This window comes from Streptomyces sp. NPDC001717, from assembly GCF_042892775.1.
Classification (GTDB): domain Bacteria; phylum Actinomycetota; class Actinomycetes; order Streptomycetales; family Streptomycetaceae; genus Streptomyces.
Map to the genome: position 1 here is coordinate 294,384 of NZ_JBIAUK010000005.1, position 19,421 is coordinate 313,804.

A 19,421-nucleotide genomic window follows, 5' to 3' on the forward strand; every position below is an offset into this window, starting at 1 on the left:
GCCGTGCCGTCGGGTGTGCGGTGGGGCGCCCCCACTCGCCCTCCCGCGCCGTCGGGGTCGGGTGTGCGGTGGGGCGCCCCCGCAGGGCGTCGAACGCACCCCGCTGCGCTTGCCGGTGCCGCACCCCGTTCGACGCCCGAGGAGGTGCCCCGGCGCGCGCCCGGCCCCGACGGCACCCCGGCCCGCCCCGGCCAAGGGGGTGCCGCTGCGCGGAGCCGTCCCCTACCCGCCCTTCCACCGTTCCCCGGGCTCCGCCCGGACCCGTCCTGGGGCTCCGCCCCAGACCCCGCGCCTCAAACGCCGGCGAGGCTGGAAAGGTCCTCGGACCCCCGGTCCTCAGACGCCGGACGGGCTGGAGTTGCCCGGCGCCCGCCCCAGACCCCGCGCCTCAAACGCCGGCGAGGCTGGATGGTGCCCCGGCGAGGCTTGATTCGGCCCGCACCTGGCGGACGGTGGCAGCCGAATCCAGCCCCGCCGGCGTTTGAGGCGCCGCCGGAGGCACATCAGCCCGAGGACCCGGGGCCAGGGGCGGTGCGTCCAAGCCCGCGCGGGGTGCGGGGCGGAGCCCCGGGAGGGGTGGGAGGGCGGGTCAGGCGGGGCCGGTCAAGGCGCGGCCAGCGCAAGGGCGTGGTCGAGGGCCTGGAGCAGCCGCCCCGTGGTGGCGCGGTCCCGGACCGCCAGCCGGAGCCACGACCGGTCCAGACCGGGAAACGTGTCCCCCCGCCGCACCGCGAAGCCCAGGCCGCGCAGCCGCGTCCGGACCTCCGCCGCGTCCGCCACCCGGATCAGGACGAACGGGCCCTCAGCCACCCCCACCACCGACACCTCGTCGAACTCCGCCAGCCCGGCCAGCAGATGCTCCCGGTCCACCCCGATCCGCCGCGCCGCCGCCTCCGCCTCGGCCAGCGCCGCCGGCGAGACGCACGCCTCGGCCGCCACCAGCGCCGGGGTCGACACCGGCCACAGCGGCTGAGCCGCGGCCAGCTTCGCGATCACCTCCGGCTCGGCCAGTACGTAGCCGATCCGCAGCCCCGCCAGCCCCCAGGTCTTCGTCAGGCTCCGCAGCACCACCAGCCCCGGCACGTCGGTCCGCCCCGCCAGGGCCTCCCGTTCGCCCGGAACGGCGTCCATGAACGCCTCGTCGACCACCAGGATCCGCCCCGGCCGGGCCAGCGCGGCCAGCGTCGCCGCCGGGTGCAGGACCGACGTCGGGTTGGTGGGGTTGCCCACCACCACCAGGTCCGCCTCCTCCGGCACCAACGCCGGGTCCAGCCGGAACCCGTCCTCCGCCGTCAGCAGCACCCGCTCCACCCGGTGCCCCGCATCCCGCAGGGCCGCCTCCGGCTCGGTGAACTGGGGATGCACCACCACCGGCCGTACGGCCCCCAGCGCCCGCGCGATCAATACGAACGCCTCCGCCGCCCCGGCCGTCAGCAGCACCCGCTCGACCGGCAGCCCGTGCCGCGCCGCCACCGCCGCACGCGCCGACCGGCCGTCAGGGTAGGCGGCGAGATCCCCCAGCGAGGCCGCGATCCGCTGCTTGAGCCACTCCGGGGGCGTGTCCGACCGTACGTTGACCGCCAGGTCCACCAGCCCCGAGCCCGCGTCGATGACCTCGGCGTCCCCGTGGTGCCGCAGGTCGTGCGTCTGCGCCGTGGCGACCGCGCAGGTCGCCGCCACCGACCGCCGCTTCGGTACGAGGAGTTCGCCGCCGGCCGCCAGCGCCGCGGCCTCCGCCACCGAAGGGGTGCCGGTCTCCACCCGCACCGCTTCCGAGGGGTGCGGCACCGTGATCGCGGCCAGCTGCTCCGCGGGATAGCCGATCAGCGGCACGCCGAAACGTTCCGCCGCACCCGCCAGCCCCGCCTCGGCCGCCTTCGACTCCACCGTGGCGAGCGCCGTCACCGACTCCGAGGCCAACCCGGCCCCGCGCAGGGTCTCCTCCACCAGGGCGCAGACCTCCGCCACGGAGACCCCCGCCCGTCCGCCGACCCCGACCACCAGCTGCGTCACGTACTCGCCCACCGGGGATCCTCCCTCCGTATCGTCAACAATCCGCCGCCCGCCACCCGCGCGCGGACGTGCGCGCGGGGCCGGGAGTCGGTATTCAAGGCCACATGGCCGTGATCGTGGCGTTGGGCGCGTTCCTCATGACGCTGGCGGGCGGATGGGCGGCGCAGCGCGTCACCGACCGCCGCCACCTCGTGCTGGGCCTGGCCGGCGGGCTCATGCTCGGCGTGGTCGGTCTCGACCTGCTCCCGGAGGCCCTGCACGCGGCGGGCGACGAGTTCCTCGGCGTCCCGCTCGCCCTGCTGCTCTTCGTGGCCGGGTTCCTCGTCGCGCACGTCGCCGAACGGCTCCTCGCCGTACGCCAGGCCGCGCACGGCGCCGAGAACGGCCACGGCCACCGTGTCCCACAGGTCGGCCTCACCGCGGCGGCGGCCATGGTCGGCCACAGCCTCGCCGACGGCATCGCGCTGGGCGCCGCCTTCCAGGTCGGCGGGGGAATGGGGGTGGCCGTGGCGCTGGCCGTCATCACCCACGACTTCGCCGACGGGTTCAACACGTACACGCTGACGAGCCTCTACGGCAACGACCGCCGCAAGGCCCAACTGATGCTGTTCGCGGACGCCGCCGCACCCGTGGTGGGCGCGGCGTCCACTCTGCTGTTCACACTTCCGGAGGAACCCCTCGGCGCGTACCTCGGATTCTTCGGAGGGGTGCTGCTGTACCTGGCCGCCGCCGAGATCCTGCCCGAGGCCCACCACAAGCACCCTGCCCTGTCCACGCTGCTGTGCACGGTGGGCGGGGTGGCCGGGATCTGGCTCGTGGTGGGCCTCGCGGACTGATCTCACGGCCGCTTCGCCGCCGCTTCCACGAACCGGCGCGCGACCGAAGGCTCCGCCGCCCAGTGCGTGTGCAGATAGCTGGCGTGCACGCCCTGCTGTACGAAGCCCTCGACGCGGCGCTCCGGGTGCGTGAACCCCCACGCGGGGGCCGCACCGGCACCCGGCTCGATCACCGTGCGGTGGAACTCGTGCCCGCGCAGCCGGGTCCCGGCGGGCGCGAGCGCGCTGTCGGACACCGCCACGGCTTCGCGGTAGCCCAGGGTGAGGCGCTCCGACATCCGCGCGTCGGCGTCGAGCACCCCGCACATGGGCTTCCCGTCGAGGGACCGCGCGAGGTAGAGCAGCCCGGCGCACTCGGCCGCGACCGGGCCGCCCTGCGCGGCGAAGGCCGCCACGGCCGCGCGGAGCGGCTCGTTCGCCGAGAGCTCCGGGGCGTAGACCTCGGGGAACCCCCCGCCGATCACCAGACCACTCGTTCCCTCGGGCAGCGCCTCGTCCCGGAGCGGGTCGAAGGTGACGACCTCCGCCCCTGCGGCTTGCAGCAGCTCGGCGTGCTCGGCGTACGAGAAAGTGAACGCGGCCCCGCCCGCGACGGCGACGACCGGCGCGGCGCCGCTGCCGGGGGCTCCGCCCCCGGACCCCCGCGCCTCAAACGCCGGCGAGGCTGGATGTGGCGTTTGAGGAGCGGGGCCTGCGGCGGAGCCCCAGACGCCGCCCAGCGCACTCGCAGGCGACCACGGCTCGCACGCCAGTACAGGGGCCGTGCGGGCCAACGCCATCAGGGCGTCGAGGTCGCACCCGGCCCGGACCTGCTCGGCCAGCGCCGAAACGGCCGCCACGGCATCCGCCCGCCGTTCGGCGACCGGTACCAGGCCCAGGTGCCGGGACGGCGCGGCCACCTGGGGAGCACGCCGCAGGACGCCGAGCACCGGCATCCCCGCCTCCTCCAGGGCCTCGCGCAGCATCGCCTCGTGCCGGTCGGAGCCGACCTTGTTCAGGATCACGCCCCCCAGCCGCACCTGCGGGTCGAAGGACGCGAAGCCGTGCACCAGCGCCGCCACCGACCGCGACTGCGACGAGGCGTCGACCACCAGCACCACCGGCGCCCGCAGCAACTTCGCCACCTGCGCCGTCGACGCCAGCTCACCCCGGCCCGCCGCGCCGTCGTACAGCCCCATCACGCCCTCGACCACGGCGAGGTCGCACCCGGCGGCCCCGTGCGCGAACAGCGGGGCGACCAGCTCCGGCCCGCACATGAAGGCGTCCAGGTTGCGCCCCGGGCGGCCGGTGGCGAGCGCGTGGTAGCCGGGGTCGATGTAGTCCGGCCCGGCCTTGTGCGGGGACACGGCGAGGCCGCGCTCCGCGAAGGCCGCCATCAGGCCCGTGGCGACGGTGGTCTTGCCGCTGCCGGAGGACGGCGCGGCGACGACCAGCCGGGGCATGTCGAACGAGGTCACCACTCGATGCCCTTCTGGCCCTTCTGGCCGGCGTCCATCGGGTGCTTGACCTTGGTCATCTCGGTGACGAGGTCCGCGAACTCCAGCAGCTTCTCCGGCGCGTTGCGGCCGGTGATCACCACGTGCTGCGTGCCGGGACGGTTCCGCAGCACCTCGATGACCTCGTCGACGTCGATCCAGCCCCAGTGCATCGGGTACGCGAACTCGTCGAGCACATACAGCTTGTGCGTCTCGGCGGCCAGGTCGCGCTTGACCTGCTCCCATCCCTCCTTGGCGGCCTGCTCGTTGTCGAGCTGGGCGTCCCGCTGGACCCAGGACCAGCCCTCGCCCATCTTGTGCCAGACGACGGAGCCGCCCTCGCCGGAGGCGCCGAGCACCTTGAGCGCGTTCTCCTCGCCGACCTTCCACTTCGCCGACTTGACGAACTGGAACACCCCGATCGGCCAGCCCTGGTTCCAGGCGCGCAGCGCCAGCCCGAAGGCCGCCGTGGACTTGCCCTTGCCGGGGCCGGTGTGGACGAAGACGAGCGGACGGTTGCGGCGCTGGCGCGTCGTGAGCCCGTCGTCCGGAACGACGGTCGGCTGTCCCTGCGGCATTACGCGGCCCTCCTGGAGACGCTGTTGAGTGACGCAGTGTGGGTCACTGCGGTACGTACGTTCTTCACGAGCCCGGCGAGCGAGTCGGCCCGCAGCCCGTCGAGGGTGACGGCGGGCGCGCCGAGGTCGGCGGCCAGCACCCCGGCCAGCCCCAGCCGGACCGGCCCGGACTCGCAGTCCACGACCACCGACGCGACGCCCTCCGCGGCCAGCAGCCGGGCACTGCGCCCCGACAGCTCGCGCGGGTCACCGCCGACGGGCCCGGCCGACGTGGCACGGCCGTCGGTGACGACCACGAGCAGCGGACGGCGGCTCGGGTCGCGCAGCCGCTCGATCCGCAGCACCTCGTGCGCCTTCAGCAGCCCCGCGGCGAGCGGGGTGCGCCCGCCGGTCGGCAGCTGCTCCAGCCGGGCCGCAGCCGCGTCCACCGAGGAGGTGGGCGGCAGCGCCAGCTCGGCGCCGGAGCCGCGGAACGTGATGAGGCCGACCTTGTCCCGGCGCTGGTAGGCGTCCAGCAGCAGCGAGAGCACGGCCCCCTTGACGGCACCCATGCGCTGCCGGGCGGCCATCGAGCCCGAGGCGTCGACGCAGAACAGCACGAGGTTGCCCTCGCGGCCCTCCCGCGTCGCCTGCCGCAGGTCGTCCTTGCGGATGACCAGCCCGCGCCCGGACCGGCCGCGCGCCTTCTGGTGCGGGGCGGCCGCGTGCACGGTGGCCGCCAGGTGCAGCTTCGTCAGTTGGCCCCGGGGCCGCTGCGAGCCGGTGGTCCGGCCGTGGGCGGTACGGGCGCGCGAACGGCGTCCGGCCGCGCCCTCGCCGAGCCCCGGCACGCTCAGCACCTTGGTCCGGAACGGCTCGGCGGCCCGTACGGCGGCCTGCTCGGGAGCCGCGCCGCCTCCTTGGGCGGAGGGCTGCGGGGCCTCGGGCCGCTGCTCGGGTGCCTCCGCGGGGGCTTCCTCGGGTGCTTCCGCGGGCTCCTCGGGCGCCTCCGCCGGGCCGCCGCCCTCGGGGCCGCCCTGCGGGGGTACGCCGCCGCCCCCGTCGGGGCCGCCGCCGTTGTCGTCCGGCCCCTCCGGCTCGGGCTCGGGGCCGTCCGGCTCGGGCTCGGGCTCCGGCTCCTCGTCGGGGAACCGGTCGAGGATCTCGTCCAGCTTGTCCTCGTCCAGGCCCGGAGCGTCGAAGGGGTTGCGGCGCCGCCGGTGGGGGAGCGCCAGCAGGGCCGCCTGGCGCACGTCCTCCTTGCGCACCTCGGTCCGTCCGGCCCAGGCCGCCAGCGCGGTCGCCGTCCGGGCCATCACGATGTCGGCCCGCATGCCGTCGACCTCGAAGCCGGCGCAGGTCGCGGCGATCCGGAGCAGCGCGTTGTCGCCGAGCACGACCTTAGGGAGCAGCGCACGGGCGGCCACCACGCGGGCGCGGACCTCGTGTTCGTCGTCGGCCCAGCGGGTCGCGAAGCCCGCCGGATCGTCCTCGTACGCGAGCCGGCGGCGCACCACCTCCACCCGCTGGGCGGGCTCGCGGGAGGCCGCGACCTCGACGGTCAGCCCGAACCGGTCCAGGAGCTGCGGCCGCAGCTCGCCCTCCTCCGGGTTCATCGTGCCGACGAGGAGGAAGCGGGCGGCGTGGCGGACCGAGACGCCCTCGCGCTCCACGTACGAGGCGCCCATCGCGGCGGCGTCGAGGAGGAGGTCGATCAGGTGGTCGTGGAGGAGGTTGACCTCGTCCACGTAGAGGATGCCGCGGTGGGCGTCGGCGAGCAGCCCGGGCTCGAAGGCCTTCACGCCCTCGGACAGGGCCCGTTCGATGTCGAGGGCGCCGACGAGGCGGTCCTCGGAGGCGCCGACGGGCAGCTCCACCATCCGGGCCGGGCGGGCGTCGCCGGCGCCGGGCTCGTGCGGGCCGTCGGGGCAGGCGGGGTCCGGCGCCGCCGGGGCGCAGCTGAACCGGCATCCGGGGACGACGTCGACCTGCGGCAGCAGGGCCGAGAGGGCGCGCACGGCGGTGGACTTGGCGGTCCCCTTCTCACCGCGCACGAGCACCCCACCGACGGCGGGGCTCACGGCGTTGAGCAGGAGCGCCAGCCGCAGGTCGGTCTGGCCGACCACTGCGGTGAACGGGTAGGGCGTGCTCATGCGGTGCTCACTCCTTCTGTGTTGGTGCGGGTGCGGGTGCGGGTGCGGGTGCGGGGTGTCGGCGTGTGCGCGGGGTGGCCGGGACGCGGGTGCCGCTGCGCGGAGCCGGGTCCCCTACCCGCTCTTCCACCGTTCCCCGGGGCTCCGCCCCGGACCCCGCGCCTCAAACGCCGGCGGGGCTTGGTTCGCCTGCCGCAGGGATCCTGGGCGGAGCCCCGGTTTCGGGAAGGGGTGGGGTGGGGGAAGGCCGCCCGCAGGGCCCCCGCCCTCACGGCGCGCCCGGAGGGAGGAACGGGAGGCCCGCCGGAGCGCCGGACTCGATCAGGCCGAGCAGCGCAGCGGTGTCCGCGTGCTCCTCGATGAGATCGCCCAGCAGGTCCAGCTGTTCCTCGCGCAGCGCGGAGAAGGAGGTGTCCGGGGACGGCACGAAGCGGCGGCCCGCAGCGGCCGCGACCTCCCGCAGGAACGCCCGCCTAAAGCCGTCCGACTCCAGCGAGCCGTGCCAGTGGGTTCCCCACACCGACCCCACCCGGCACCCGTCCAGGAACGGCTCCCCGCCCAGGACTTCGGCCACGCCGTGGTGGATCTCGTACCCGTCGACGGGCTCGCCCAGCGCGGACCCCGAAGGCCGGGCCAGGGTCTTCTCCACGGCGAAGCGCACGCGGACCGGCAGCAGCCCCAGCCCCGCGACCGAGCCCGCCTTCGATTCGACCTCGTCCTCGATGTGCTCGCCCAGCACCTGGAACCCGCCGCAGATGCCCAGCACCGGCCGCCCCTCCGCGGCCCGCCGCGCGAGCGCGTCCGCGAGTCCGCGTTCGCGGAGCCACTCCAGGGCCTTCACCGTGCCGCGGGTACCCGGTACGACGACCAGGTCCGCGTCCGCCAGTTCCTCGGCCCGGTCCACGAACCGCACCACGACCCCCGGCTCCGCCGCGAGCGCGTCGACGTCCGTGAAGTTCGACATCAACGGCACCGCGCAGACCGCGACCCGCAGCACGTCCTCGCCGACCGGCGGGGCCACGACCGATTCGCGCACCGCGCCGCGCAGGGAGACCCGCAGCCCGTCCTCCTCGTCGATCCCGAGCCCGTGCCGGAAGGGGAGGACGCCGTACGTCGCCCGCCCGGTGAGGGAGCGCAGCATCTCCATGCCGGGCTCCAGCAGCGAGACGTCGCCCCGGAACTTGTTCACCATGTAGCCGGCGATCAGCGACTGGTCCTCGGGCGACAGCAGTGCCGTCGTACCGAAGAAGGACGCGAAGACCCCGCCCCGGTCGATGTCCCCGACCACGACCACCGGGAACCGCGCGGCCCGTGCGATGCCCATGTTCACGATGTCGGTCCGGCGCAGGTTGATCTCGGCCGGACTGCCCGCCCCCTCGCAGATCACGGCGTCATACGTGCCCCGCAGCTGCTCCAGGCAGTCCGTGACGATGCCGAGGAGCTGTTCCTGCCGGCCGCCGTGGTAGCCGCGGGCGCTCATCTCGCCGACCGGCTTGCCCAGCAGCACCACCTGGCTGCTGCGGTCGCTGCCGGGCTTGAGCAGGACCGGGTTCATCAGCGCGGTCGGCTCCACACGGGCGGCCTGCGCCTGCATGGCCTGGGCGCGCCCGATCTCGGCGCCCTCCAGGGTCACGAAGGAGTTCAGCGACATGTTCTGCGCCTTGAAGGGCGCCACCTTCACGCCCTGGCGGACCAGCCAGCGGCAGATGCCGGCCGTGACCACGCTCTTGCCCGCGTCGGACGTGGTGCCCGCGACCAGCAGTCCGCCGCCGCGCCTCGCGCCGTTCATGCGCGCCCCCTTCGTGAAGTACGCGATGTACGAGATGTGCGAGATGTACGGGACACCAGCGTCCGCGCCGCGACGCAGGCGCCCAGCGCCAGCCAGGTCACCCGCCGCGACAGCCGTACCGCCCGTTCGATGTCGGCGACCTCGACGGGCCGCCCCGTTCCGCCGTTGAGGACGGCCCGGTGCTCGACGCGTCCGCCGTACGACAAGGTCCCGCCGAGCCGTACGCCGAGCGCGCCGGCGAAGGAGGCCTCCACCGGTCCGGCGTTGGGGCTGGGGTGTTCGGCCGCGTCCGCGCGCCAGGCCCGGACCGCCCCCCGACGGTCCGGGCCGGCCGCCACCGCGGCGAGGGCCGTGAGTCGGGATCCCGGCCAGCCCGCCAGGTCGTCGAGGCGGGCGGAGGCCCAGCCGTAGCGCAGGTAGCGGGGGGACTTGTGGCCGACCATCGCGTCCAGGGTGTTCACGGCGCGGAAGAACAGCAGCCCGGGAACGCCGGCCACGGCTCCCCACACCAGGGCGCCGACCACCGCGTCGGAGGTGTTCTCCGCGACCGACTCCACGACGGCGCGGGCCATCTGCTGTTCGTCCAGGGCCTGCGGGTCGCGCCCGCACAGGTGCGGCAGCCGTTCCCGGGCCACCTCGGCGTCCCCGGCGGCGAGCGCGCCGCCGATGGCGCGGGCCTCCCGGCCGAGCGAGGTGCCGCCGACGACGGCCCAGGTGGCGGCGGCGGTCAGGGCGACACGGGCGGCCGCGGGCCGGGAGCGCACGGCGCGGGCGCCGAGCGCGCCGACGGCGGCGGCGCCCCCGGCGCACACCAGGGTGTGCAGGAGGCCCCGGGCGCGGTCGTCGCGCCACAGGGCGCGCTCGACGGCGGCGGCGGTTCGTCCGAAGGCGGCCACGGGGTGCCCGCGGCGCGGATCACCGAGGATCCGGTCGCCGATCAGGCCCGCCGCGGCGCCGTACGCGAAGACGCGATCGGCACGCATGGTGGCAGGTATGTCCTCACTCAGGGTCCGCGCCCTGGTTCGACGTGTCCGGCGGCGAGAGTTCCTGGCTCCCGGGGCGCACTCGGCGGAGTGCCCCGGTGACAGTGGCGGGACCGCGCCGGAATCGCACCGGACTTCCTCTCCATGCCGCCGTATTGGCTCGGGCAGTCCACCACGCACCGCGAACGCCCGTCAACTCGCCGTTGACCTGCGGCGGGGTACGCGAAAACTCCCCCCGGGAGAAACCCGGAGGGAGCGTTCACATGTGGTGCCTCGTGCCCGAGGCATCCGTGTCCTACGAGACGATCAGGTAGATCCCGTAGCCCACGGCCACCGCGACGAGCGCGAAGCAGGCGTAGGCACCGCTGCGGGCGAGGGTGGCGCTGCCGCCCTGCTCGGTGGCGGCCTCGTGCTTGGACAGGCCCACCAGGCCCAGGGTGAACAGGGCCACGAGGGCGACGGTGGCGGAGAGGCTCACTCCGAAGACGGAGCCGAGGGCTTCCCAGTCGATCTTCATACCGCTGATTCCTCTGTCGTTCTCGGGGTCAGACCGCTGCGGCCGGAGCCGCGGGGGTCGTCGTCGCGGCCGGGATGGTGGCCTTGAGGTCCTCATCCGTCACGGCGGCGGTGGTGCCCGCGGCGGCGACGGTCGGCGGGACGGTGACGGCTGCCATGGCCGTGGTGACCACACCCGGCGCCTCGGCGTCGGTCGACGGCACGTCGTTGACGTTGTTGTGGTCGACGACCTGGCGGCGCGAGATGAACCAGATGGCGGCGCAGGAGGCGACCAGGAAGACCGCGACCGCGGCGACGCCGACGTCACCCGTGCGCATGACCAGCTCGGCGCCCGCGGAGACCAGAGCGGCGGCCGGCAGGGTCAGGCCCCAGGCGATGAACATGCGGGTGGCGGTGGACCAGCGGACCACGCCGCCCTTGCGTCCCAGGCCCGCACCCATGACGGCGCCGGAGCACGCGTGGGTGGTGGAGAGGGAGAAGCCGAGGGAGGAGGAGGCCAGGATGACGCTGGCGGCCGAGGTCTGGGCGGCGAAGCCCTGCTGCGGCTGCAGGTCGGTCAGGCCGGAGCCCATGGTGCGGATGATGCGCCAGCCGCCCAGGGAGGTGCCCAGCGCGATGGCCAGACCGGCGGAGACGATGACCCAGACCGGCGGGTTCGCACCCGAGTCCAGGGCGCCACCGGCGATGAGCGCGAGGGTGATGATGCCCATCGTCTTCTGCGCGTCGTTGGTGCCGTGCGCCAGGGAGACGAGACCGGCCGAGGCGATCTGGCCTGCGCGGTAGCCCTTCGTGGAGGTCTTCGCACCGACCTTGCCACCGAGCTTGTAGGTGACCCGGGCGGCCAGCATCGAGGCCACACCGGCCACGATCGGGGCGGCGACGGCGGGGATCAGCACCTTGGTGACGACGACGCTGCCGTTGACCGCGCCGATGCCGGCGGAGGCGACCGCGGCACCGATCAGGCCGCCCATCAGGGCGTGCGAGGAGCTGGAGGGGAGACCGACCAGCCAGGTGACGAGATTCCAGAGGATCGCGCCGACCAGGGCCGCGAAGATCACTTCCGGCTGGATGCCGTCCTCGTTGATCAGGCCCTTGGAGATCGTCTTGGCGACCTCGACGGACATGAACGCGCCGACCAGGTTGAGCACGGCGGACATCGCCACCGCCGTCTTGGGCTTGAGGGCGCCGGTCGAGATGGTGGTGGCCATCGCGTTGGCTGTGTCGTGGAAACCGTTCGTGAAGTCGAACACGAGAGCGGTGATGATCACGATCCCGAGGAGAAGCGTTATGTGCTCCATTTACCCAGGCTTCTGTTTGACGTCAGTGGCTCGCCGACCGTAGGCAACCTGGGTGAACGGAAGATGAACTGGCATGGGCGGAGCGGTGTACCGGCCAGTGGCCCGAACGGATCATTCGTCCTGATTCTCCCGTAGATAACTCGATAAATGCACGTCAAAGCGGGGTGAACGAACCCCTCCGCCCCCGCGCGCCGGCGTATACGACCCCCTGCCCGGGGTGTCGAAAGAGACCTAGATCACGCCGCCCGACGCACGCCCCGAGCACCTCGCGGGCAGGCCGCGGAACGATCTCCTCCAGTGGCCCGCCGGTGCTCACGCCCCGACACTGGAACGGTGCGTACCGCCACAGCGACGGCAGCGGCCGTCACCACGACCCTCCTGGGAGCCGGCGCGGCCGCCGTCGCGGCCGGCCGGTACGCCGCGGACGCGGCCCTGCGGCCCGAGCCGGGTCGCCCACTGCCCGGCGGCGCCCGGCTCACCGTCCACTCCACCGCCGCCGGACGGATCACGCTGACCCGCACCCTCGCCTCCCTGCGCCCCGGCACCTACGGCTTGACCGCACCCGGGGTGCACGCCGTGGTCGGGTCCGTGATCACCGGGACCGAGCACGACCCCGACGCCGTCGTGCGCCGACTCGTCGGCGTCACCCACGGCACCCTCGACCCCGGCACCCGGGTCCGGATCACCCCCCAGGTCCACATCGGCAACCCGCGCACCGCCCTCGGACTCGACCACGCCGACGTGGACGTCCCCGGGGAGCTCGGGGCGTTGCCCGCCTGGTTCGTGCCCGAAGACCGCGACACCTGGGTGATCACCGTGCACGGCCTCGGGAGCAGTCGGGAGCACCCGATGGTGGTCATGCCCTTCCTGCACCGCAGCCGCTTCCCCGTCCTCGACCTCGCCTACCGCGGCGACCTCGGCGCCCCCGCCTCCCCGGACGGCATCGGCCACCTCGGTGAATCGGAGTGGCGCGACGTGGACGCCGCGATCCGCTACGCCCTGCGCTACGGAGCCCGGCGGGTGATCCTGCACGGCTGGTCCACCGGCGCCACCATGGCCCTGCACGCGGCCGAGCGCTCCGCGCTGGCCGACCGGATCTCCGGGCTGGTCCTCGACTCGCCCGTGCTCGACTGGCACGAGACCCTGCGCAGGCTCGCCGTGGCCCGCCGCACCCCGGCCCCGGTCGTGCCGCTCGCCGTCTGGGCCGCCGAAGGTCGCGCCGGGCTCCGCGCCGACCGCCGGCCGCCCGGCTCCGACCCGGGCGCGCTGCGCATCCCCGTCCTGATCTTCCACGGGCCCGACGACACGATCGCCCCCTGGGAACCCTCCCGCCGGCTCGCCGCCGCCCGCCCCGACCTCGTCCAGCTGCACACCGTCGACGGGGTCGAGCACGGCGCGATGTGGAACGCGGACCCGGCGGGTTACGAGGAAGCCCTGCGCCGTTTCCTCACCCCTTTGATGTGAAGCCCGTGAGGCGGGGGAGGGTCCGAGGGGAGGTTGTCCGGGTCTGTCACCCCGGAGCGCCGTGACAATGGCCGATTCCGTTTGGGCTTTCGGCCGGTGACGGGCGAGACTGCTTCCGTGACGTCCCGAAAGCCTGATGAGCAGTTGGCTCGCGACTCCAGACTCCGACTCGTCTCCCCGCGCTCGGTCGCCGCGGCCCGCAAGGCGGTGACCGACCGACGCACCCGGCCCGCCCAGCGGCCCCCGGCCGGCACGCCCGCCACGGCCGACCTCGCGAACCGGGCCCGCGCCTCGCTCGCCGACGCCGTACGCCTGAGCCGCTGGGCCGAACTCAACCTCGGCGCCGGCGACGGGGGCAGGCCCGCGCCCGCGGGCGCCCTGCCCGCCGTCGACGTCGAACGCGCCGCCGGGGAACTGAACCTGACGCACGGCCAGATCCGCGTCGGCTGGGACCGCGCCCGGCTCGCCGGCCTCGTCGAGGTCCACGGCGGTCACGCCCGGCCCGGCTGGCGGCTGCGCGCCTGGGACCGCGACGACTCCGCCGTCCTGCGCGGCTGGGTCGCCCTCTTCGACGCCTGGTCGCTGGTGCACCCCGCCCCCGCCGACATCGCCCCCGAGGCCGTCGCCGAGGTCGTCGAGGCCATGCCCCAACTCCTCTCCCTGCTCCAGCTGTCGGCCGGCCCCGTGACCGTCCCCGACCTGCTCGACCTGCTCGGACAGCGCGTCGCCGAACTGCGCGACGAGCGCTGCGAGGTGCCGTACGAGGACCGGTCCCCGTCCACGGTCGACGCCGGGACCGCCGCCGTCCCGCTCGCCCGGCTGTTGCGCTGGGCGCTCGGGGGACTCGCCGCCGTGGACGCCGTCACCCTGGGCCCCGCGCGGGCCGCGCTCACCCCCCTCGGGAGTTGGGCGGTCTGGGTCAAGCTGGAGCAGATCTGCGTCGCCGCGCAGAGCCCGGCCGGCAACATCGAGCAGTCCGCCGCCGCCATGCTGCACGGCTGCGCCCGGCTCACCCCCGGACCCGCCCGCGCCGAGTACCGGGCCTGGCTCGCGGCCCGGCCCGTCGGTCACGCCGTCAGCGAGCTGCTGCACGCCGCCCGCGGCGAGGACGCCCTGCTGCGCGGGCTCGCCTTCGAGGCGCTGCGCGTCGTCGGCGCCCCCGCCGAGCCCGAGGTGCGCGCCGCCGTACGCGAACCGGCCCTGCGCCCCTACGCCCTGCTCTGGCTCGCCGAGCACGACGGGGTCGACCCCGACGAGGCGCAGGACGTGCTCACCGCCGAGGAGTCGACCTGGCTCTGGGTGGACACCGCGGCCGCCATCGCCGACCACGGCGAAGCCGAGCTGCTGGCGCGCCACCTGGACTCGGCCGTGCGCACCACCGTGCCCCGACTGCTGGACGAGGTCCGCGCGGTCGGCCACCCGCGCACCGTGCAGGTGCTGGTCGCGCTGGCCGCGGCCCACCCGGACCCGGCCCTGGCCAAGGCGGTCCGCCGGGCCGCCTTCCAGGTCCACACCGGCGGAGTCTGACGGCAGCGCCACGCGCGTACGCGCCGCCGGTCCTCAGACCTGCGGCGCGTACGTCCCGAAGCTCCAGATGTTGCCCTCGGCGTCCTTGGCCATGTAGTCGCGGGAGCCGTAGTCCTGGTCGGTGGGTTCCATCAGGATCTCCACCCCGTGCTCGGCGGCCCGCCGGTGATGACCGTCCACGTCGTCGACCAGGACGTAGACCCCCGTGGGGCCGGCGCCCTCCATGGCCTTGTCGAACGCCCCGCCCCGGCCCTTGCTGCCCAGCATCACGACGCCGTTGCCGTACGCCAGCTCCGCGTGCGTCACGGAGCCGTCCTCACCCTCGTACACCGCGACCTGACTGAACCCGAAGGCCTCGGTCAGCAGCTTGATGGCCGCCTTGGCGTCGCGGTAGACCAGCGTGGGACAGATGGACGGAACGCCTGCCATGACGATCACTCCCTCTCGTGACGGTGACGCGCGTCACACCAGCATGGCAGGAGGGGCCGACAGTCAGCGGAAGGTGTTGCACTGGGCCATGTCGCCCGTGCGGTAGCCCTGGTAGAACCACTGCTGACGCTGCTCGGCCGAACCGTGCGTCCACGACTCCGGGGTCACCCTGCCCTGGAACTTCTCCTGGATCCGGTCGTCACCGACCGCCGCCGCCGCGTCCAGCCCGTCCCTGATGTCCTGGTCGGTCAGGCTGGTGATCAGCGGCCGCCCGGTCGACTCGTCCGGGGTCTTCGTCGCGTTGTGCGCCCACACCCCGGCGTAGCAGTCGGCCTGGAGCTCCACCTTGACCGCGTTGCTGTTCGCTCCCTGCCGCCCGTCCTGCGCCCGCTGGAGCGTCCCCATCAGGTTCTGGATGTGGTGCCCGTACTCGTGGGCCACCACGTAGGCCTGGGCGAACGGGCCGCCGCTCGCGCCGAACTTCGTCCGCAGCTCCTCGAAGAAGCCCAGGTCCAGGTAGACCTGGCGGTCCGCGGGGCAGTAGAAGGGCCCGACCGCGGAGGTGGCCGCGCCGCAGGCGGTGTTCACCCGGCCGGTGAAGAACACCGTCGACGCCGGGGTGTAGCGGCCGCCGCGCCGGGTGAACTCCTGCTTCCAGAAGTCCTGGGTGCTGTTGACCACCGCGACCAGCCGGCAGTCCTCGCGCGCGTTGGCGTCCCGCCCCGTCCTGCAGGCCTGCTGCACCTGGCCCATCGAGGAGACGGCCGGAGCCGGCTCCTGGTCCCCGGAGGACAGGCCCAGCTGGTCCGGTCCCACCCCGAAGAGCAGCCCCAGGACCAGCGCGATCAAGCCGACGATGCCGCCGCCGACCGTGGCCCGCCCGCCCGGGATGCGGCTGCCGCGCACATCCTTGACCTCGGAGGTGTCCAGATTGGCGTTGTCGTCGAACTGCATCCCGCACCGCCCTCGCGATCCACGTGCCGCCCTGCGGCGAGTACCAACGGGTTCATCCTCGTACGCGTCCCGGCCCACCGGTGCGATCGCCGGCCCGAACGGGGGACGGGGCGGCCGGGCCGACGGCCCGGAAACCAGTTGCACACCCCCGGTAGAATGACTCCCATGGCAAATCTCCTCGCGGATTAGCGGCGTCGAAGCTTCGCGTCCTGCCCTCCTTCCGCCGTCCCGACCCGCCCTGGAGTATTTCCGTGATCACCGCCACCGGCATCGAGCTGCGCGCCGGCGCCCGCGTCCTCATCGAGTCCGCTTCCTTCCGCATCGCCAAGGGCGACCGCATCGGCCTGGTCGGCCGCAACGGAGCGGGCAAGACCACCCTCACCAAGTGCCTCGCGGGCGAAGGGCAGCCCGCGGGCGGCTCCATCACCCGCTCGGGTGAGGTCGGCTACCTCCCGCAGGACCCCCGCACCGGTGACCTCGACGTCCTGGCCCGCGACCGGATCCTGTCCGCGCGCGGTCTCGACGTACTGATCAAGAAGATGCGCATGAACGAGGAGCGCATCGCCACCGGCTCCGGCGCCACCCGCGAGAAGGCGCTCAAGCAGTACGAGCGCCAGGAGACCGAGTTCCTCACCAAGGGCGGGTACGCCGCCGAGTCCGAGGCCGCGACCATCTCGGCCGCCCTCAGCCTGCCCGACCGGGTCCTCGGTCAGCCGCTGCACACCCTCTCCGGTGGTCAGCGCCGCCGCGTCGAGCTCGCCCGGATCCTGTTCTCGGACGCCGACACCCTGCTCCTCGACGAGCCCACGAACCACCTCGACGCCGACTCCATCGTCTGGCTGCGCGACTACCTCAAGAACTACCGCGGCGGCTTCGTCGTGATCTCCCACGACGTCGACCTGGTCGAGACCGTCGTCAACAAGGTCTTCTACCTCGACGCCAACCGCTCGGTCATCGACATCTACAACATGGGCTGGAAGCTCTACCAGCAGCAGCGCGAGGCCGACGAGAAGCGCCGCAAGCGCGAGCGCCAGAACGCCGAGAAGAAGGCCGCGGCCCTGAACTCGCAGGCCGACAAGATGCGCGCCAAGGCGACCAAGACCGTCGCCGCGCAGAACATGGCCAAGCGCGCCGATCGCCTGCTCGCGGGCCTGGACGCGGTCCGCGTGTCCGACAAGGTCGCCAAGCTGCGCTTCCCGGAGCCCGCGCCCTGCGGGAAGACCCCGCTGACGGCCGAGGGCCTGTCGAAGTCGTACGGCTCCCTGGAGATCTTCACCGACGTCGACCTGGCCATCGACAAGGGCTCCCGCGTCGTCATCCTCGGGCTCAACGGCGCCGGCAAGACCACGCTGCTGCGGCTCCTGGCGGGCGCCGAGAAGCCCGACACCGGCGAGGTCACCCCGGGCCACGGCCTCAAGCTCGGCTACTACGCCCAGGAGCACGAGACGCTCGACCCCGAGCGCACCGTCCTGGAGAACATGCGCTCGGCCGCGCCCGACCTGGATCTGGTCGCCGTGCGCAAGACGCTCGGCTCGTTCCTGTTCTCCGGCGACGACGTGGACAAGCCCGCGGGCGTGCTCTCCGGCGGCGAGAAGACCCGTCTGGCCCTGGCCACGCTGGTCGTCTCCTCGGCGAACGTGCTGCTCCTCGACGAGCCCACCAACAACCTCGACCCGGCCAGCCGCGAGGAGATCCTGGGCGCGCTGCGCACCTACAAGGGCGCGGTCATCCTCGTCACGCACGACGAGGGCGCCGTCGAGGCGCTGGAGCCGGAGCGGATCATCCTGCTCCCGGACGGCGTCGAGGACCTGTGGGGCCCGGACTACCGGGACCTGGTGGCGCTCGCCTGACCCCGTCGGGCTGTCGCCCGCCCCCCGCCCCGTCCACGCGGTCTGATCCAGTTCCTTATGGATCATTCGGCTCAGGGGTGATCCATCATCTGAGTGAGACGGTCTGGTACCGATCTACGACGTACGACGGCCCCGGTCGCACCCGAGAAGGTGCGTGACCGGGGCCGCCGGTTTTCCGGCGCCGCGCCCCTGACCAGGAGATTCCCGGTGAGGGTGAAGAAGTGTGACGGAAGTCATGCGGCGGAAGAGGAGATTCCGTTCTGCCCGGGTGTCCACCCCTCGGGAAATGCCGCCGTACCGACCTTGCGGAATGGGTGGCCAGGAAGCCGGGGAGGGGTGATCATGAGAAGTCCAGAGCGCACTTCCCACGAGGAGGCACGGGTGGCCGAGACTCTGAAGAAGGGCAGCCGGGTTACCGGCGCCGCGCGCGACAAGCTCGCGGCAGACCTGAAGCGAAAGTACGACTCCGGTGCGAGTATCCGGGCGCTGGCCGAAGAGACCGGCCGGTCCTACGGATTCGTCCACCGGATGCTCAGTGAGTCCGGGGTATCGCTGCGTGGCCGCGGTGGCGCGACGCGCGGCAAGAAGGCCGCCACGGCCTGACCTTTCCCCGGTCCCATCGGTTCAACAGTTCCATCAGTTCCCATTCCAACGGTTCCAACGGTCCGGATCCGCCTTCGGTGACCCCCGGTCGGCCCTATGGTCGACTGGGTGGTTACTGTGCAGTCACTTAGGCCGAGAACGCGGCCGACCGCACATCGGAGGCATTCGGATGGCTCTGCTCGACAAGGACGGCGTACGACTCACCGTCGACGACACGCTCGCCACGGTGACACTGACCAATCCGGCCAAGCGAAATGCCCAATCCCCCGCGCTCTGGCGGGCTTTGGCGGAGGCCGGACGGTTGTTGCCGGGCACTGTCCGGGTCGTCGTGCTGCGCGGCGAGGGCAAGTCCTTCTCCGCGGGACTCGACCGTCAGGCGTTCACCCCCGAAGGATTCGAGGGCGAGCCGTCCTTCCTCGATCTGGCACGTGGGTCGGACGAACTGCTCGACTCCACCATCGCCGAGTACCAGGAGGCGTTCACCTGGTGGCGCCGCAATGACATCGTCTCCGTCGCCGCCGTACAGGGGCACGCGATCGGCGCCGGCTTCCAGCTCGCGCTCGCGTGCGACCTGCGCGTGGTCGCGGACGACGTCCAGTTCGCCATGCGCGAGACCAGCCTGGGCCTGGTCCCCGACCTCGCCGGCACCCAGCCGCTGACCTCGCTGGTCGGCTATGCCCGTGCGCTCGAAATCTGCGCCACGGGCCGCTTCGTGCACGCCGAGGAGGCGGAGCGGGTCGGCCTCGCCAACCTGGTGGTGCCGGCGGACGAGCTCGACGCGGCCGTCCAGGACCTCGCCACGGCCCTGCTCGCACCGCCGCGCGACGCCGTCATCGAGACCAAGGGGTTGCTGCGGGACGCCCAGTCGCGCCCGTACGACGACCAGCGCGCCGCCGAGCGCGCCGCCCAGGCCCGCCGCCTGCGCGACCTCGCGGGGCTCTCGGACTGACACGCGCCCCGGGCCCGGCACCCCA

General features: G+C 73.7%; 16 protein-coding genes and 1 riboswitch. Of the genes, 6 read left to right on the top strand and 10 right to left on the bottom strand.

Annotated elements, in window-relative coordinates:
• Nucleotides 1–603: 603 nt before the first annotated feature.
• Entirely contained in the window at nt 604–2,025 is a 1,422-nt protein-coding gene (gene cobC / locus ACFYZL_RS12670; RefSeq protein ID WP_384759090.1) for an Rv2231c family pyridoxal phosphate-dependent protein CobC, read from the bottom strand.
• 92 nt (nt 2,026–2,117) lie between these two features.
• Here cobC and ACFYZL_RS12675 point away from each other — a divergent pair, with 92 nt between their 5' ends.
• Nucleotides 2,118–2,849 (top strand): ZIP family metal transporter, encoded by a 732-nt coding sequence (locus tag ACFYZL_RS12675; RefSeq protein WP_384759093.1) that lies wholly within the window; start codon nt 2,118–2,120, stop codon nt 2,847–2,849.
• Nucleotides 2,850–2,851: 2 nt separating this feature from the next.
• On the opposite strand, the gene ACFYZL_RS12680 is transcribed toward ACFYZL_RS12675, so the two are convergent.
• The 7 genes from ACFYZL_RS12680 to ACFYZL_RS12710 all read right to left on the bottom strand — a co-directional run bounded on the left by ACFYZL_RS12680 (nt 2,852) and on the right by ACFYZL_RS12710 (nt 11,620).
• Nucleotides 2,852–4,291, bottom strand: coding sequence for a cobyrinate a,c-diamide synthase (locus ACFYZL_RS12680; RefSeq protein WP_388678631.1), 1,440 nt, complete (start codon nt 4,289–4,291; stop codon nt 2,852–2,854).
• 11 nt (nt 4,292–4,302) lie between these two features.
• Entirely contained in the window at nt 4,303–4,902 is a 600-nt protein-coding gene (gene cobO / locus ACFYZL_RS12685; RefSeq protein ID WP_079425618.1) for a cob(I)yrinic acid a,c-diamide adenosyltransferase, read from the bottom strand.
• Entirely contained in the window at nt 4,902–7,034 is a 2,133-nt protein-coding gene (locus tag ACFYZL_RS12690) for a putative cobaltochelatase (protein ID WP_384759013.1), read from the bottom strand. The genes cobO and ACFYZL_RS12690 overlap by 1 nt, the downstream gene beginning before the upstream one ends.
• Before the next feature lie 268 nt (nt 7,035–7,302).
• Nucleotides 7,303–8,823: a cobyric acid synthase gene (locus ACFYZL_RS12695; protein ID WP_384759223.1), complete on the bottom strand. Its 1,521-nt coding sequence runs from the start codon at nt 8,821–8,823 to the stop codon at nt 7,303–7,305.
• On the bottom strand, nt 8,820–9,806 hold the full coding sequence (locus tag ACFYZL_RS12700) for a cobalamin biosynthesis protein (protein ID WP_388678518.1): 987 nt from the start codon (nt 9,804–9,806) through the stop codon (nt 8,820–8,822). Before ACFYZL_RS12700 ends, ACFYZL_RS12695 begins: the two co-directional genes overlap by 4 nt.
• A gap of 58 nt (nt 9,807–9,864) precedes the next feature.
• Nucleotides 9,865–9,948, bottom strand: a riboswitch (cobalamin riboswitch).
• Between the two features lie 153 nt (nt 9,949–10,101).
• Nucleotides 10,102–10,323, bottom strand: coding sequence for a hypothetical protein (locus tag ACFYZL_RS12705; protein ID WP_384749473.1), 222 nt, complete (start codon nt 10,321–10,323; stop codon nt 10,102–10,104).
• 28 nt (nt 10,324–10,351) lie between these two features.
• Nucleotides 10,352–11,620, bottom strand: coding sequence for an anion permease (locus tag ACFYZL_RS12710; RefSeq protein ID WP_384749476.1), 1,269 nt, complete (start codon nt 11,618–11,620; stop codon nt 10,352–10,354).
• A gap of 333 nt (nt 11,621–11,953) precedes the next feature.
• Between ACFYZL_RS12710 and ACFYZL_RS12715 the strand changes: the two genes are divergently transcribed.
• Nucleotides 11,954–13,084, top strand: coding sequence for an alpha/beta hydrolase (locus ACFYZL_RS12715; protein WP_388678523.1), 1,131 nt, complete (start codon nt 11,954–11,956; stop codon nt 13,082–13,084).
• A gap of 117 nt (nt 13,085–13,201) precedes the next feature.
• Nucleotides 13,202–14,611 carry a hypothetical protein gene (locus ACFYZL_RS12720; RefSeq protein WP_384749482.1) on the top strand — a complete coding sequence of 470 codons (1,410 nt, stop codon included), beginning with the start codon at nt 13,202–13,204 and terminating at the stop codon, nt 14,609–14,611.
• Between the two features lie 33 nt (nt 14,612–14,644).
• Here ACFYZL_RS12720 and ACFYZL_RS12725 read toward each other — a convergent pair whose 3' ends face one another.
• Both ACFYZL_RS12725 and ACFYZL_RS12730 read right to left on the bottom strand, forming a co-directional pair.
• A complete protein-coding gene (locus tag ACFYZL_RS12725; protein ID WP_384749485.1) occupies nt 14,645–15,040 on the bottom strand; it encodes a VOC family protein in 396 nt (131 codons plus the stop codon).
• A 63-nt stretch (nt 15,041–15,103) separates the two neighbouring features.
• Nucleotides 15,104–15,994 carry a neutral zinc metallopeptidase gene (locus ACFYZL_RS12730; protein WP_384749488.1) on the bottom strand — a complete coding sequence of 297 codons (891 nt, stop codon included), beginning with the start codon at nt 15,992–15,994 and terminating at the stop codon, nt 15,104–15,106.
• A gap of 251 nt (nt 15,995–16,245) precedes the next feature.
• On the opposite strand from ACFYZL_RS12730, the gene ACFYZL_RS12735 reads away from it, so the two are divergent.
• The 3 genes from ACFYZL_RS12735 to ACFYZL_RS12745 all read left to right on the top strand — a co-directional run bounded on the left by ACFYZL_RS12735 (nt 16,246) and on the right by ACFYZL_RS12745 (nt 19,396).
• Nucleotides 16,246–17,844: an ABC-F family ATP-binding cassette domain-containing protein gene (locus ACFYZL_RS12735; RefSeq protein WP_384749490.1), complete on the top strand. Its 1,599-nt coding sequence runs from the start codon at nt 16,246–16,248 to the stop codon at nt 17,842–17,844.
• A 381-nt stretch (nt 17,845–18,225) separates the two neighbouring features.
• Entirely contained in the window at nt 18,226–18,447 is a 222-nt protein-coding gene (locus tag ACFYZL_RS12740) for a helix-turn-helix domain-containing protein (RefSeq protein WP_376658873.1), read from the top strand.
• 169 nt (nt 18,448–18,616) lie between these two features.
• Nucleotides 18,617–19,396 (top strand): enoyl-CoA hydratase/isomerase family protein, encoded by a 780-nt coding sequence (locus ACFYZL_RS12745; protein ID WP_384749493.1) that lies wholly within the window; start codon nt 18,617–18,619, stop codon nt 19,394–19,396.
• Nucleotides 19,397–19,421: the final 25 nt, after the last annotated feature.